Origin of the sequence: Streptosporangium sp. NPDC001681 (assembly GCF_040298085.1) — a bacterium.
Taxonomy (GTDB): domain Bacteria; phylum Actinomycetota; class Actinomycetes; order Streptosporangiales; family Streptosporangiaceae; genus Streptosporangium.
This window is the reverse complement of record NZ_JBEOZN010000193.1, coordinates 1-14,918: the sequence shown is the minus strand read 5'-3', so window position 1 is coordinate 14,918 and position 14,918 is coordinate 1. Positions and strand designations below refer to the sequence as shown.

General features: G+C 67.8%; 13 protein-coding genes and 1 tRNA gene. 4 read left to right on the top strand and 10 right to left on the bottom strand.

The annotated features are described in order from the left end of the window. Positions 1-121: 121 nt before the first annotated feature. The 6 genes from ABT130_RS44470 to ABT130_RS44445 all read right to left on the bottom strand — a co-directional run bounded on the left by ABT130_RS44470 (position 122) and on the right by ABT130_RS44445 (position 6,174). Complete coding sequence (locus ABT130_RS44470) at positions 122-895, bottom strand: ABC transporter ATP-binding protein (protein ID WP_350922749.1); 774 nt, start codon at positions 893-895, stop codon at positions 122-124. Next, positions 885-1,718, bottom strand: a complete 834-nt coding sequence (locus ABT130_RS44465) for an ABC transporter ATP-binding protein (protein ID WP_451935899.1) — start codon at positions 1,716-1,718, stop codon at positions 885-887. Before ABT130_RS44465 ends, ABT130_RS44470 begins: the two co-directional genes overlap by 11 nt. Then, on the bottom strand, positions 1,715-2,926 hold the full coding sequence (locus ABT130_RS44460) for a branched-chain amino acid ABC transporter permease (protein WP_350966039.1): 1,212 nt from the start codon (positions 2,924-2,926) through the stop codon (positions 1,715-1,717). The genes ABT130_RS44465 and ABT130_RS44460 overlap by 4 nt, the downstream gene beginning before the upstream one ends. After that, positions 2,923-3,891, bottom strand: a complete 969-nt coding sequence (locus ABT130_RS44455) for a branched-chain amino acid ABC transporter permease (RefSeq protein WP_350922754.1) — start codon at positions 3,889-3,891, stop codon at positions 2,923-2,925. The genes ABT130_RS44460 and ABT130_RS44455 overlap by 4 nt, the downstream gene beginning before the upstream one ends. A gap of 158 nt (positions 3,892-4,049) precedes the next feature. Beyond that, positions 4,050-5,207 (bottom strand): branched-chain amino acid ABC transporter substrate-binding protein, encoded by a 1,158-nt coding sequence (locus ABT130_RS44450; protein ID WP_350966045.1) that lies wholly within the window; start codon positions 5,205-5,207, stop codon positions 4,050-4,052. Positions 5,208-5,559: 352 nt separating this feature from the next. Continuing rightward, entirely contained in the window at positions 5,560-6,174 is a 615-nt protein-coding gene (locus ABT130_RS44445) for an ANTAR domain-containing response regulator (protein ID WP_350922756.1), read from the bottom strand. A gap of 114 nt (positions 6,175-6,288) precedes the next feature. On the opposite strand from ABT130_RS44445, the gene ABT130_RS44440 reads away from it, so the two are divergent. From ABT130_RS44440 to ABT130_RS44425, 4 genes are all read left to right on the top strand, one after another. Further along, positions 6,289-6,362 (top strand) — tRNA-Leu (locus ABT130_RS44440). A 100-nt stretch (positions 6,363-6,462) separates the two neighbouring features. Then, positions 6,463-7,230, top strand: coding sequence for a helix-turn-helix domain-containing protein (locus tag ABT130_RS44435; RefSeq protein WP_350966037.1), 768 nt, complete (start codon positions 6,463-6,465; stop codon positions 7,228-7,230). A gap of 70 nt (positions 7,231-7,300) precedes the next feature. Then, positions 7,301-7,891, top strand: coding sequence for a GNAT family N-acetyltransferase (locus ABT130_RS44430; protein WP_350966035.1), 591 nt, complete (start codon positions 7,301-7,303; stop codon positions 7,889-7,891). A 100-nt stretch (positions 7,892-7,991) separates the two neighbouring features. After that, on the top strand, positions 7,992-8,798 hold the full coding sequence (locus ABT130_RS44425; RefSeq protein WP_350966033.1) for a maleylpyruvate isomerase family mycothiol-dependent enzyme: 807 nt from the start codon (positions 7,992-7,994) through the stop codon (positions 8,796-8,798). A gap of 80 nt (positions 8,799-8,878) precedes the next feature. On the opposite strand, the gene pyk is transcribed toward ABT130_RS44425, so the two are convergent. From pyk to ABT130_RS44405, 4 genes are all read right to left on the bottom strand, one after another. Then, complete coding sequence (gene pyk / locus ABT130_RS44420; RefSeq protein ID WP_350922764.1) at positions 8,879-10,309, bottom strand: pyruvate kinase; 1,431 nt, start codon at positions 10,307-10,309, stop codon at positions 8,879-8,881. Positions 10,310-10,583: 274 nt separating this feature from the next. After that, positions 10,584-11,003 (bottom strand): hypothetical protein, encoded by a 420-nt coding sequence (locus ABT130_RS44415; protein WP_350966032.1) that lies wholly within the window; start codon positions 11,001-11,003, stop codon positions 10,584-10,586. Between the two features lie 553 nt (positions 11,004-11,556). Next, positions 11,557-13,227, bottom strand: coding sequence for a S8 family peptidase (locus tag ABT130_RS44410; RefSeq protein ID WP_350966030.1), 1,671 nt, complete (start codon positions 13,225-13,227; stop codon positions 11,557-11,559). 237 nt (positions 13,228-13,464) lie between these two features. Beyond that, positions 13,465-14,904 (bottom strand): glutamate synthase subunit beta, encoded by a 1,440-nt coding sequence (locus ABT130_RS44405; RefSeq protein WP_350966041.1) that lies wholly within the window; start codon positions 14,902-14,904, stop codon positions 13,465-13,467. Between the last annotated feature and the right edge of the window lie 14 nt (positions 14,905-14,918).

Sequence of the window (14,918 nt, the reverse complement as noted above, 5' to 3'; positions counted from 1 at the left end):
CCCGGGGGGGGGGGCCCCCCCCCGCGGGGGGGGGGGCCCCCGGGCCCGCCCCCCCCGGGCCCGGGGGGCCCCCCCGCCCCCCCCGGGGGGGGGCCCCGCCCCCTGCCATGGAAGGCACGGATCAGGCCGGCTCCTCCGAAGCGGAGGCGGAGCCGGGAGCACCCGCCGCCTCCTCGACCAGGTCGTGCGCCGCTCCACCGCCCAGATAGGCGGCCTGCACGGCCGGGTCGTTGAGCAGCTCGTCCGCGGGCGCGCTCTTGACCACCTGCCCGGTCTCCAGGACGTAGGCGCGGTGGGCCAGCTTCAGCGCCTGCTGGGCGTTCTGCTCCACCAGCAGCACCGTGGTGCCCCGGCGGTTGATCTCCTCGATGATCGAGAAGATCTGCTGCACGATCAGCGGCGCCAGACCCATCGACGGCTCGTCGAGCAGGAGCAGCTTGGGCTTGGCCATCAGCGCGCGGCCGATGGCGAGCATCTGCTGCTCACCTCCGGACATCGTGCCGCCCATCTGGGTCCTGCGCTCCAGCAGGCGGGGGAACAGCTCGTAGACCTCGTCCAGGTCTGCGCTGAAATCACCCGAGCGGGTGTAGGCGCCCATGAGCAGGTTGTCCTGCACCGTCATGCCCGGGAACACGCCCCGGCCCTCGGGCGCCTGCCCCAGACCCGCGACGACCCGCTGGTGACCGGGCATCTTGCTGATGTCATTGCCGTCGAAGGTGATGCGCCCCGACGACAGCGGGCGCAGGCCCGAGATCGTCTTCAGGGTGGTGGTCTTACCCGCCCCGTTCGCCCCGATGAGCGTGACGATCTCGCCCTCGTTCACCTCGACCGAGATGCCCTTGAGCGCCTCGATCTTGCCGTAGTGGACATGGATGTCCTTGACCTCAAGAAGCATCGGCGGGAGCTCCCAAATACGCCTCGACGACCCGGGGGTCGGTCCGCACCTCGTCCGGCAGGCCATCGGCGATCTTCTGGCCGAAGTCCAGCACCGCGATGCGGTCACTGATGCCCATGATGAGGCTCATGTCGTGCTCGATGATCAGAATCGTCCGCCCGGCGTCCCGGATGTCCCGGATGAGCTGCTGCAGCGCCACCTTCTCCGCCGGGTTCATACCGGCGGCGGGCTCGTCCAGCAGCAGCAGCTTCGGGTTGGTCGCCAGGGCGCGGGCGATCTCCAGACGGCGCTGGTCACCGTAGGGCAGGTTCTTGGCGTGATCCTGCGCGCGGTGCGAGATGCCGACGAAGTCGAGCAGCTCCATCGCCAGCGCACGCCCGTCGCGCTCGGCCCTGCGGTGCCAGGGAAGCCCCAGCGCCACGCTGACCATGCCCGACTTGTGGTGCGCGTCCGCGCCCACCATGACGTTCTCGATGGCCGTCATGTTGTGGAACAGGCGGATGTTCTGGAACGTGCGGGCGATACCCCGCTTTGTGATCTTGAAGCGCTTGACGCCGCTGATCTTCTCGTCCAGGAACCGGACCTCGCCCTCGGTCGGCTGGTAGACCCCGGTCACCACGTTGAAGACCGTGGTCTTGCCGGCGCCGTTCGGGCCGATGAGCGCGAAGATCTCCCCCTCCTTGATGGTCAGGTCGACCTCGCGCAGCGCCGTGACACCGCCGAACCGCATCACGAGGTTCCGCAGCTCCAACATGGTGCGGCCGCTCCGCTCCGGCTGTGCCACCTCCGAGGTCACAGTGGCCGGATTCACCTCGGCGCTCACTTGGAAGCCACCTCCTCAACCTGCGAATCGGGCCCGGGAACCTCGGCCCCGAGCGTACCCATCCCGCCTGTTCCCTCCTGCAACTCCGCCTTGCGTTGACGCGACGGCAGCAGACCCTCCGGACGGAAGATCATCAACGCCACCAGCACCGCGCCGAAGATCAGCATGCGGTACTCCTGCAGGCCGCGGAACCGCTCGGGCAGCCAGGCCACCAGGAAGGCACCCAGCATGACACCCGGCAGGTTGCCCGAACCACCCATGACCACCGCGGCCAGGATCGTCGCCGACAGCAGGAACTGGAAGTCGTTCGGGTTGATCGAGATGGCCTTCGCCGCCCACAGCACGCCCATCGCGCCACCGATGGAGGCACCGATCGCGAAGGCGAGCATCTTGAAGCGGAACGTCGGCACGCCCATGACCTCGGCCGCGTCCTCGTCCTCACGGATCGCCGCCCAGGCACGCCCGACCCGGCTCTTCTCCCAGCGCTTGACCAGGATGATCACGACGACGGCCAGCGCGACCAGCAGGTAGTAGTAGGGACGCGGGTCCAGCACGCCGTACTTGAGCGGATCCACCCCGAACACCTCGGAGAAGTTGATCCCGAAGAGCTGGAAGTCCTCGATGCTCGGCGGGTGCGGAATGCCGCGGATGCCGTTCGGGCCACCGATCTCGTCGGTGTTACGGGCGGTGATACGAATGATCTCACCGAAGCCCAGCGTGACGATCGCCAGATAGTCACCGCGCAACCGCAGCGTCGGAGCGCCCAGCGTGAGGCCCGACAGGGCACAGATCCCGATGCCGACCAGCAGGATGAGCCAGAAGTTCCAGCCCAGCCGGGTACCGATCAGCGCCATCGCGTAACCGCCCACGGCGTAGAACGCGACGAAACCCAGGTCGAGCAGACCCGCCTGACCGACCACCACGTTCAGGCCGATCGCCAGGACCACATACGTCCCGATCGGGAAGAACAGGATGCTCGCCCAGTCGGTGTAGGGCGACATGAAGGGGGCGAGACTCTCCGACGGCAGCAGCAGCGCCCCGACGATCAGGAGCACGTACAGCGTCCAGCGCTGCCAGCCGGGAGTGCTCAGCCAGCGATCGTGCATGGCGTCGCCGAAGCGGCCGAGAGCACTACGGATACCCGCCACGACATCGCCGAGGCGGTCGAGGGCATGGCGGAAACCTGCCAGGAAATTATTCTGGTTCATGCGCGCGCCTGCTGGAGTGATTCACCGAGGATTCCGGTGGGGCGGAACATCAGGACCAAGACGAGGATGGTGAAGGAGATCACGTGCTTCCAGTCGGAGCCGAAGAAGATGGCTCCGTAGTTCTCCACCAGCCCGAGCGTGATTCCACCCACCAGGGCGCCGCGCAGGTTGCCGATGCCACCCAGGACCGCCGCGGTGAACGCCTTGATACCGAAGAGGAATCCGACAAAGTAGTGCGTGTTCTCGTACGAGATCAGATAGAGCGCACCCGCCACACCGGCCATGCCGCCGCCGATGAGGAAGGTCATCCGGACGATCCTGTTGATGTCGACGCCCATCAGAACGGCCGCCTCGGGGTTCTGCGCGGTAGCGCGAATACCTCGGCCGATCTTCGAGCGGTTCACCAGGGCGTCCAGCGCGATCATCATGCCGATCGCCGCGAGGATAACGAATATCTGGTCGATCCGGACAGGGTGCCCGAAGATCGAGAAAAGTTCGCTCCGCTCCATCAGCCGGGGCAGAGCCATCTGAATACGACCCTGCTCCGGACGGTTGAAGACATTCGGGATCACCAGGAGCGCGAACAACTCCTGGAGGAAGATCGAGGCGCCGATGGCCGAGATCAGCGCCGCCAGCCGGGACGCGCCGCGCTTGCGCAGCGGCCGGTAGGCGATCCGCTCCAGCGTGATCGCGGTGCCCGCCGAGGCGAGCATGCCGGCCAGGATCATCGCCAACACGACACCGACCAACGCGATGCCGGTCAGCGCCGAGTTGATGCCGAACACGAACGGCACCAGCATCGCGCCGAACGTGCCGATCATGAAAACTTCTGAATGCGCGAAGTTGATCAGCCGCAGCACGCCGTACACCATGGTGTAGCCGAGCGCGATCAGGGCGTAGATCGAGCCGAAGGCCAGGCCGTCGATCGTCGCCGGCCAGAACTGATTGATGAAGTCATTGAGCACTAGGGTTTACCACTTCTAGCGGGGGTCGCCTGCACTTCCGGGTAGCACACCGCCTCCAGCAGAACCTCGTGGACTCTCTGGAAGTACGCGAGAAGCGGGAACGCGCTGCGCGTTCCCGCTTCTCACGCGCCGACTACCTAATCTCCTTCAGCGCCGGACTAACCCAGCTTGGCCTCGGTGGCCTTGCCCAGCAGGCCGATGGCACCATCCTTGACCTGGTAGATGTAGATGTCCTTCGCCGAGACCTCACCGTTGGCCTCGAACTTGACCTGCTTGGAGACACCCGCGAAGTCCACCGTGGAGATGAACTCGTTGATCTTCTCAGCAGTGGTGTTGCCCGCCTTGATCGCCTCGACGAAGACCGTCGCGGCGTCGTAACCCTCGGCCGCGTAGATCGCCGGGTCCGCGCTGTAAGCGGCCTTGTAGGAGTCGGCGAACGCCTTCACCTTGGCGTCGGTCACATCCGGGGTCGCGATGTAGCACGGGCAGCCGACCAGCGCGCCCTCGGCGTTCGCGGCACCGGCGCCGTCGATCAGACCCTTGTCCAGCGAACCGTCACCGGACAGGAACTTCGCGTCCTTGACACCCTTGTCGCGGAGCTGCTTGAGCAGGTTGCCGCCCGCGGCGTAGTAACCACCAAAGAAGATCGCGTCAGGCTTGGCGGCCGCGACCTTGTTCACCACCGAGGAGAAGTCACTCTCGGTCGGGTCAAGCGAGTCGGTCGTCAGCTTCACGCTCTTGGCCTCAAGCGCGCCCTTGACCGCGTCGGCAAGCGGCTTGCCGTACTCGGACTTGTCGTCGATGACGAAAACGTTCTTCGCGGCGAGGCCCGTCGCGATGAAGTCACCGATACCGGGGCCCTGAACGTTGTCACTCGGCAGCACCCGGTGCCAGTACTTCCAACCGTTCGCCGACAGCGCGGCGTTGGTGGCGGACGCCGAGACGCTCGGCAGCTTCGCCTCCTCCAGCACCGGCGCCACCTGGGCGGACTCACCGGAGAACGCGGGGCCGATCAGGCCGACGATCTTGTCGGTCTTGATCGCCTGCTGGGCCAGGGCGACCGCCTTCGACGGGTCCGCCTGGCTGTCGTATTCGACCAGCTCGATCTTCACAGCCGGGTTGGTCTTGTTGTACTCGTCGATGACGAGCTTCGCACCGTTCCGGGGGGGAATGACGATGCCGGCATTGGCGCCGGTCAGGTCCCCCATGAAGCCAAGCTTGATGGTACCGGGGGCGGCAGCACTGGAGCCACCCTCAGCCGGCGTGGCTTCCGTACCACCGTCACCGCAGGCAGCGAGACCGAGGGTGAGCGCCACACCGGCGGCAAGCACTCCACCGAGGCGTGCAGTCTTAGGCCGCAAGGTTGCCTTCCTTTCGCCCGTTCCCTCGTCAGGACCGGGTTCACAGATGCCCTTCCCTGGCGGGTGGCCAGGGGGTTGTGTCGGTTAGTACAGCCAGCCGATGTCACGGGTCGATACAGGACGGCCCGCCGTTACCGTTTCTTTATAACACCGATCCTTTTCGGCTATCAGCCGCAAAAGCCATGGTCACCGGCGACCTCGCCGCCCCAACGGCCATCACACCGGCCCCCGGAAAGTCCACATCGCCTCCTCCGCGAGCCACACCCCCGACAGGCACGGGCCTGCGAAAAGAACCGGAGAGTCCGATTCAGGGCTCCTCCGCCCCCATCTCGGAGCCGCCCCCGCCCCGATCCGCGTCCGCGACCACGATCTGCGCAACCTGCCGCATGCTCAGCCTGCGATCCATCGACGCCTTCTGAATCCACCGGAACGACTGCGGCTCACTCCACCCGTGCCGCTCCATCAGCAGACCCTTCGCCCGCTCCACCAGCTTGCGCGTCTCCAACCGCTCGGAGAGCGTCCCGACCTCCCGCTCCAGCGCGGCGATCTCCTGATGCCTGCTGACCGCCATCTCGATCGCCGGCACCAGATCCGACTTCGTGAACGGCTTCACCAGGTACGCCATCGCACCGGCGTCCCTCGCCCGCTCCACCAGGTCACGCTGTGAGAAGGCCGTGAGAATGAGGCACGGCGCGACCCGCTGCGACACGATCTGCTCGGCCGCCGAGATCCCGTCCAGGACGGGCATCTTCACATCCAGGATCACCAGATCGGGCCGCTGCTCCATCGCCAGCTTGACCGCCGACTCCCCGTCCCCGGCCTCCGCGACGACCTCGTATCCTTCTTCCTCTAACATCTCCTTGAGGTCGAGACGGATCAGTGCTTCATCTTCCGCGATCACCACTCGCCGCTGCGTACTCACGAGCAAGAGAGTACCGACGTCCGCTAGATTGGAACCACGCCAGCTACCGAAAGCGATCTACTTCTAGGTAAGCTCTTAGCTGGCACAGCAGGATCCGGACAAGTCCGGAAATATGCCCCGATAGACCAATCGGCAGAGTCGATGGCCTCAAAATCCATTCAGTGTGGGTTCGAATCCCACTCGGGGCACAGTTAGCTGAGCCGGTCGACGAGATCGACCGGCTCAGCCACTTCCAACGCGATCCGTAGCGCTACGAAAACTGTCGGTAGCGCTTGGCATGGTGGTCCCATGCACCCCCGCGAAACCGTCGACCGCGCTCTCCACCTCTCGACGCTTGGCCTCATCGACCGGCAAGTCGCCGAACTCTGCAACGTCTCCATTGGAGCGGTCCAGAAATGGAGAACCGGGGCACGAAGAGCCCACGAAGACGAGGACCGCAGACGACACCGCTCCTGTCCCCGCTGCCACGAGCGACCGCTCGACGAGGCAGCTTATGCCTATCTTCTGGGGCTGTACCTCGGTGACGGCCACATTGTGCTGTGCCGCAAAGGTGTCTATCGGCTTTCCCTAGCCTGCTGCGAAACCTGGCCAGGGCTTATAGAAGAAGCGGCCGGGGTGATGAGCGCTGTGATGCCTACCTCTTCGGTAGGCCGCCGACAGAAAAGTGGCTGTGTGGAGATCCAGAGCCACTCAAAACACTGGACATGTCTCTTTCCTCAACATGGTCCTGGACGCAAGCATCTACGAAAGATCTCGCTGGAAGGCTGGCAGAGGAAGATCTTCGAGATGCATCCAGGTCGATGCGTCCGGGGTCTGATGCACTCGGATGGATATCGAGGCATGAACCGTGTTCGTCATCACCTCAACGGCAGCGATCACTGGTATGAGTACCCGCGTTACCTCTTCAAGAACGAGTCGAAGGACATCCTCGAACTATGCGGTGAAGCACTTGACCTACTTGACGTGGCCTGGCGCTATTCGCGCTACAACACCATCTCCGTGGCCAGGCGAGCGGCCGTTGAGCGGTTGGACGAGTTCGTGGGGCCGAAGTACTGAGGTGGTTCGGCGAGGGGCGGCCCGGTGGGCGAGTAGGTTGCTCGCAAGACGGCGTGACGGAGGGGGATGCGTGGGAATCGTGGAGAACGGCCAGGCGGAGCTGAGCGGTCCCGGTGCCGGGCGGGTGCGCCTTCCGGAGGGGGTGCGGCTCCGCGGGCACGGGGTGGTGCTGCGGGAGTGGGAGGACGGCGACCTGGGGGCGATGGTGAAGCTGTTCGACGACCCCGAGGTGGCGTACTGGACGCCGCTGGTCTCGCCGTTCGGCCCGCAGGCGGCACGGGCCTATCTGGAACGTGCCCGGCAGCGGCGGGCAGCCGGGGAGCGGCTGCAGTTGGCGATCACCGTGGACGGGGGTGAGCCCATGGGTGAGGTGTTGCTGATGTTGAGCGGTCTTGGCCTGGATGTCGCGGAGATCGGTTACAGCGTGGGGGCCGCTTTCCGGGGGCGGGGGCTGGCGCGGGGGGCGGTGCGGGTGATGACGGGGTTCGCCCGTGACACGGTCGGGGTGTCGCGGCTGTTGCTGGAGATCGAGGCGGGTAACGCGGCGAGCGTGGCGGTGGCCCGTGCGGCGGGGTACCGCCTGACGGACGCGCCACCGGTTCCCGCTGAGGAGAAGGGCCGGCCGATAGCGCTGCGGACGTGGGAGTACGAGGGGGCCTGACCGTGAGTGCCGGGTGCGGGGCAGGATGATGGTGACCCGGGCGACGGCGGGTAGGAATCGGTGCGGGTCCGGGGCGACCACCCATCCCGGTAGGAGAATCATGAGCACACTCGCTGACAGGACCATCGCGGCCCTGCGCGCCACCCATGACGGGCTGGCGGCCTTCGTCCGCGGCCTGGACGCCGCCGACCTGACCCGGCCTTCGGCCTGTTCGGAGTGGACCGTCGCCCAGGTGCTCAGCCACCTCGGTAGCGGCGCCGAGATCGGTCTGGCGGCGTTGCGGGCGGCGCTGGGCGGTCAGGACACTCCGGGCCAGGATTTCAACCACGAGGTCTGGGATCGCTGGAACGCGAAGGACCCTGAGGGGCAGGCCAAGGACTTCCTCGTCGTGGATGCGGAGATCGTCTCCACCTTCGAGGGTCTCGACGCGGGCGCCCGCGAACGGCTCCGGGTCAAGCTGAGCTTCCTGCCCGCGCCCGGCGATGTCGCTCTGGTGGCCGGGATGCGGCTGAACGAGGCCGCCCTGCACTCCTGGGACATCATGGTCGCCTTCGACCCGGCGGCCAGCGTGGCGCCGGACACGAGCGGGGTGCTGACCGATCTGTACTCCGGGCCGCTTGATTTCATGATCGGCTTCTTGGGCAGGCCCGACGCCCTCGATCCGCGCCTTGCCACGACCCTCCGGGTCGAGACGAGTGACCCCGAGCGGGTGCTGGGCCTCACTCTCGGTGAGACCGTCGGCTTCAGCGAGGTCCCCGAGCCTGCCGACACTTTGTCGCTCCCGGCGGAGGCGTGGGTGCGTCTGCTCGGCGGCAGGCTGGCTCCCGAGCACACCCCGCCGTCGGTGACCGTCACCGGTGACGGCGTCACTCTGGACGACCTGCGGCGGGTGTTTCCGGGGATCTGAGGTTCGCCGGTCGTCGGAGGACGGCCGGCGAAGACGGGTACGGCCACCGCCGGAGCGGTGGCCGTACGCTGGTGTGTCGATCAGGAGGGGTTGGAGACCGCCGCCCCGATGGTGTGCACGCGCAGGGCGTTGGTGGAGCCCGCGGTGCCGGGAGGGGAGCCGGCGACGATGACCACCTTGTCGCCCTTCTCCAGGCGGGAGTGGGCCAGCAGCGAGGCCTCCACCTGGCGGACCATGTCGTCGGTGTGGTGGACGAACGGCACCTCGAAGGTCTCCACGCCCCAGGTCAGCGCGAGCTGGTTGCGGACGTGGCTGGCGGAGGTGAAGGCCAGCAGCGGGATCGGTGAGCGGTAGCGGGCCAGGCGGCGGGCGGTCTCACCGGACATGGTGAACGCCACCAGCGCCTTGGCTCCGACGATGGCGCCGACCTCGGCGGCGGCGCGGGCGATGGCGCCGCCGGTGGTCTCCGGCAGCCGGTCGAGGCTGTGGGTGGCCTGGAGTGAGCTCTTCTCCGCGGTCGTGGCGATGCGGCTCATGGTCTCGACGACCTCGATGGGGTAGTTGCCGACCGAGGTCTCCCCGGAGAGCATGACCGCGTCGGCGCCGTCCATGACGGCGTAGGCGACGTCGGAGGCCTCCGCCCGGGTGGGGCGCGGTGCGGTGATCATCGAGTCGAGCATCTGGGTGGCGACGATGACCGGGCGGGCCTTCTCGCGGCAGAGCTCGATGGCCCGCTTCTGCACGATGGGCACCTCTTCGAGGGGCAGCTCGACGCCGAGGTCGCCGCGGGCGACCATGATGCCGTCGAAGGCCTCGATGATCTCGGGGAGCCGTTCCACCGCCTGCGGCTTCTCGATCTTGGCGAGCAGCGGGAGGCGGATGCCCTCCTGCTCCATGATGTTGCGCACCACGTCGGCGTCGGAGGGACGCCTGACGAAGGAGAGCGCGACCAGGTCGAAGCCGGTGCGCAGGGCCCAGCGCAGGTCGGTCTCGTCCTTGTCGGTGAGGACGGGGGCGCTGACGTTGACGCCCGGCAGGTTGAGGCCCTTGTTGTCGGAGATCATGCCGCCGATGATCACGCGGGTGGTGACGCGCTGGCCCTCGACCCGGGTCACCTCCAGGCGGACCCGGCCGTCGTCGACCAGGATGCTGTCTCCGGGGTGGACGTCCTTGGGGAGCCCCAGGTAGGAGGTGGAGACCTGCTCACGGTCGCCGGGGACCTCCTCGGTGGTGATCGTGAAGACATCACCGAAGCCGAGGCGGACGGGGCCCTCTTCGAACTTGCCGACCCGGATCTTGGGGCCCTGGAGGTCGGCCAGCAGACCTACGCCACGTCCGAGCTCGGCGGCAGCCTCCCTCACCCTGTCGTAAACCTCCTTGTGCAGCTCGTGGCTGCCATGGCTGAGGTTGAAACGGGCCACGTCCATCCCGGCCGCGATCAGCTCGCGGAGACGTTCGGGAGAGGAGGTGGCGGGGCCGAGAGTGCAGACGATTTTCGCGCGACGAGTCACGGATCCCACCCTAATTGGTACAGACCACTTGGTCGTGACGTTGGTCATAGCAGCGATGAAAAATTCGGTGACACAACGCTACCCTGGGTGAACGGAAGGTTGCGAATCGCCCCGCACGTCACCCGCACCGCGATCTTTCTCATCAGGTGCACAGATCCCCGCCTGCCCGGGCCGCTCCCCTGGCGACCTCAGGTTCCACAGCGCGGGTGCCGGAGGCCCCTCGGTTCGGCCCCGCTCCCCGGACGGGACGGACCGGACGGGACGGAGGTGCGGGTCACTCGTAGACGAGTTCCTCCACGACCAGTCCGGCGCCGATGCCCAGCAGCCAGACGTCCTTGGCGAGGACGATGCCCTGCTGGGTGGGGCGCAGGCTGTCTTCCTCCCGCATGCCCGGTGTCTTGAGGTAGAGCCCGAGCAGCCCTCCGGCGAAGGCGGTCAGCCCGGCGCCCGCCAGCAGCGAGGGCACCACGGGGACCAGCAGTGCCGTGCCCAGGGCGATCTCCGCGGTGGAGAGCAGTCTCACGAACCGCGTCGCTTTGATGTTCTTGAGGAACGGGTAGGTCCCCACCGCCATCCCGTGGACCCCCGCGGCGGTCTCCTCGTCGGCGGACCACTTGCTCAGCCCCGAGTTCAGGATGAGCACACCGGCGGCGGTTCGGGGTGGAAGCTGGTGTGGGCGCGCTAGAAGTCTCATGGGTCCTCACAGTGACGAGATGGAGCCGGAGAACCGTTCTCCTTCCCCGGCCTGACCGCTCCACCCGCCTGTTGATCCTCTTTTGAACGTGACAAAACGAACATAACGGGGCACGGTTTCCGCCGGGGAGCCCCTCCGGAGCCCGCCCCTGCGGCCGGCGTTCTCATCGGACGCCAAGCGGGCATTGAGCTGGTCTCCGCAGGGTGTGGCCATGAATGTGCGCAGAGAACCACGGTGGTCGAGGTGGGCGCTGATCATGCCGCAGGCGGTGGAGGGGATGCTGGCCGTCACCGCGAGCGCGGGTCACTCCGGCACGGCAGGATCGGTGGCCGAGCCGACGGCGGAGGGCGTGGCCGCTGGACCCTCCGGTGTGCGAGGTGGCCGGGGGCGGCCTCTGGCGTGGCTCCTTTCGGCGGGCGCGCTGGTGGGCCTGGCGTTCACCCGCCCCCGCCGCGTGGTCGGCGGCCGAACCCCTCGACGGTCCCGGTGGCATGGGCGGGGTGAACCCGACCGCCGGGCCGGAGACGGGTTCCGGCGGCGGCTGTACGGGGCCTCAGGGGGTGACGGAGGCCGCCTTGGCGGCGTTGACGATGCCGTGGCCGTAGAAGCCGTTGCGCGCCTTCGAACCCTCGCACTTGTGAACCTCGTCCGCCACGAGGTCGATCTTGTAGACGTACTTGCGGGGCGAGGGGCAGGCCTTGCTCGTGGCGGTGGCGTACAGCAGGCGCTGGACGTCGCCGGGAGGCATGGTGAGGCCGCTCTTGTCCGGCTTGCCGAAGCGGCTGATCAGGATGGCGGCCACGCCGGTGGCGTGCGGGGCGGCCATGGAGGTGCCGACCAGGTACTGGTAGTAGGCGCAGACGTTGTCACGGCACTCCCGAATGATCGACGTGTCCTTCGGCGTGCCGTCGGCGCTGATCCGCCCCTTGGCCCGCAGCGCGTTCTCCGGGGCGGCGGCCAGGATGCCCCTGGTGGTGTCGTAGGAGGGGCCGCCGTCGAACTCGTCACCGCCGGGTGCCGACAGGTCGGTCTGCTCGATGCCGTAGTCGGAGTAGTAGGCCTTGCGCCCGGTCGGGCCGACCGCGGAGACCGAGATGACGCCCTCGGACTCGGCCGGGATGTTGAGGCAGGAGTTGTCGATCTTGCGGGTGCGCTCGGACTCCTTGGGATAGTCGGGGCTGCTCTCGTCGGTCTTGGGCCTGCCGAGGTCGGTGGAGCCGTTGCCGATGGCGCTGATGAGGGTGACGCCCCGCTTGCGGGCGTAGTCGAGGGCGCGCTGCATGCCGGTGATGATGCCGCGCTGCTCCAGTTGCTCGGCCTTGGAGTCGGCGGGGTTGGCCTTGCAGTTGAACAGCCACGGGTCGACGTAGAAGCTCATGTTGACCACGTCGATCCCGGCGTCCGCGGCGTAGGTGAGCGCCTCGATGCTGGGCTTGAGGAAGAACATGCCGGAGTCCTGGCCGGCGCGCAGGTTCACCAGGGTGACCCCGGGGGCGACTCCGGCGACGCCCCGGCCGTTGACCGGCGAGGCGATGGTGCTGGCCACGTGGGTGCCGTGGCCGTCGTCGTCCCAGTCGACCGGGTCCTTGCAGTCCTTGAACTCGCAGGGCCCGTCGAGGAGCTTGCCGTTGGGGTCCTTGGGCCGGTCGGTCACGAAGTTGCGGCTCAGGGCGTAGCTGAAGTTGGGGGCGATGTCGGGGTGCCTGCCGTCGATGCCGGTGTCGATGACGCCGACCAGCACCTTCTTGCTGCCGGGGGCGGTGGCGTGGGAGCCGTCCGCGGTGGCGCCGATCATCTTCATGTCCCACTGGCGTTCGGCCAGCGGCTCCGGTGCGCCGATTCCGGTCTCCCGGATGCCTGGAGTACCGCTCTGCCCGAGGGCCGCGGGGGCTCCTGTCCCGGGGATCGCGGTGGCGGAGCCGATCCTGCGGTCGGAGGAGACGCCCACGACGGCGTCGCTGCCGGCGAGGTTCTCCACGAACCGGGAGCCTGGGCCGCTGGCGACGACGTAGCCGAGCCTCGTCTCCGTGGACAGCGCGGTGCCGCCGCTCGCGTCGATCGCGTCGATCGCGCGGTCGTGGGCGCCGTCGGCGTAGAAGACCAGGTACTCGCGGGCCTGGCTCGCGACCGTGGTGACCCCGCCGTCCAGGGCTCCCGCCGTGAGGGTAGCCGCCAGGGCGAGAACCGTTCCCGCGCCCGTCAGGCTTCTGATCCCGCGTCTCATCGATCCTCCGCACCTGGCCTGATCACGAAAATTTATCCTTCAGCGATACGTGCGACAAAGCGAACTCAACATCCGCTCTGCGCATTTTTCCGTGAAGGGGTCAGTGAAACAGCCGGTACACACGGCGTTCCCGGGTGCGGCGGGCGGCGCCGCACCCGGGAATGCCATGACGTGCTCATACCGGCCGTGACATACACGGACCAAATACAACCTACTCAGTGTTCAGACCGGCTGTGCTCAGACCAGTGGCCTCGCGGTCGGCGGGATCGCCACCGGCAGGGCCGTCTGGCCGGTGAGGTAGCGGTCCGCGGCCGAGGCGGCCGAGCGGCCCTCGGCGATCGCCCACACGATCAGGGACTGGCCGCGGCCCATGTCCCCGGCGACGAAGACGCCGTCGACCGAGGACATGTAACCCCTGTCCCTGGCGACGTTGCCCCTGGCGTCGAAGAACTCGCCCTCGGCGACCTCGGCGAGCTCGGTGAGCAGGCCCTTCTTCTCCGGTCCCACGAAGCCCATCGACAGGGTGACCAGCTCGGCGGGGATCTCCCGCTCCGAGCCGGGCACCGGCTTGAACCCGGTGCCGGGACCCTCCACCTCGACCAGGCGCAGCGCCCTGACGTTGCCGTCGGCGTCGCCGACGAACTCGGTGGTGGAGACCGCGTAGACCCGGTCGCCGCCGCCGTCGGCCAGCTCCTCGTGGGCGCTCTCCATCTTGAACAGGATGGGGAAGGTGGGCCACGGCTGGCTGCCGGGGCGCTCCGCCGGGGGCTGGGGCATGATCTCCAGCTGGGTGACCGAGGCGGCCCCCTGCCGGATCGCGGTGCCGATGCAGTCGGCGCCGGTGTCGCCGCCACCGATCACGACGACGTGCTTGCCCTCGGCGCTGATCGGCGAGACCGGGAAGTCACCCTCCTGGACCTTGTTGGAGGGCGGCAGGAACTCCATCGCCTGGTGGATGCCCTTCAGGTCGCGCCCGGTGACGGGCAGGTCCCGCCACTGGGTCGCGCCGCCAGCCAGCACGATCGCGTCGAACTCCGCACGCAGCCGCGCCGCCGTGATGTCGACTCCGACGTTGACGCCGGTACGGAACTCGGTGCCCTCGGCCCGCATCTGGGCGAGCCGGCGGTCGATGTGCCGCTTCTCCATCTTGAACTCGGGAATGCCGTAGCGGAGCAGGCCGCCGATCCGGTCGGCGCGCTCGAACACCACCACGTCGTGCCCGGCGCGGGTGAGCTGCTGCGCGGCGGCCAGGCCCGCGGGGCCCGAGCCGACGACCGCGACCCGCTTACCGGTCTTCGAGGCGGGGAGCTGGGGGGTGACCCAGCCCTCGCCGAAGGCGCGGTCGATGATCTCGACCTCGACCCGCTTGATCGCGACCGGGTCGGAGTTGATACCGAGCACGCACGCCGCCTCGCACGGAGCCGGGCACAGGCGGCCGGTGAACTCCGGGAAGTTGTTGGTGGCGTGCAGGCGCTCGACGGCCTCCTGCCAGTCTTCCCGGTAGACCAGGTCGTTCCACTCGGGGATCAGGTTGCCCAGCGGGCAGCCGTTGTGGCAGAACGGGATGCCGCAGTCCATGCATCGCGCCGCCTGCTTGGTCAGCGCGGGCTTGGGGAAGTCCTCGTAGACCTCCCGCCAGTCGCGGATGCGGACGTCCACCGGGCGGCGCGTCGGCAGCTCTCGTCCGTGAG

Coding starts and splice junctions, on each gene's coding strand:
- ABT130_RS44470 (WP_350922749.1), bottom strand. CDS start 895: ATGCTTCTTGAGGTCAAGGACATCCATGTCCACTACGGCAAGATCGAG.
- ABT130_RS44460 (WP_350966039.1), bottom strand. CDS start 2,926: ATGAACCAGAATAATTTCCTGGCAGGTTTCCGCCATGCCCTCGACCGC.
- ABT130_RS44435 (WP_350966037.1), top strand. CDS start 6,463: ATGCACCCCCGCGAAACCGTCGACCGCGCTCTCCACCTCTCGACGCTT.
- ABT130_RS44425 (WP_350966033.1), top strand. CDS start 7,992: ATGAGCACACTCGCTGACAGGACCATCGCGGCCCTGCGCGCCACCCAT.
- ABT130_RS44415 (WP_350966032.1), bottom strand. CDS start 11,003: ATGAGACTTCTAGCGCGCCCACACCAGCTTCCACCCCGAACCGCCGCC.
- ABT130_RS44410 (WP_350966030.1), bottom strand. CDS start 13,227: ATGAGACGCGGGATCAGAAGCCTGACGGGCGCGGGAACGGTTCTCGCC.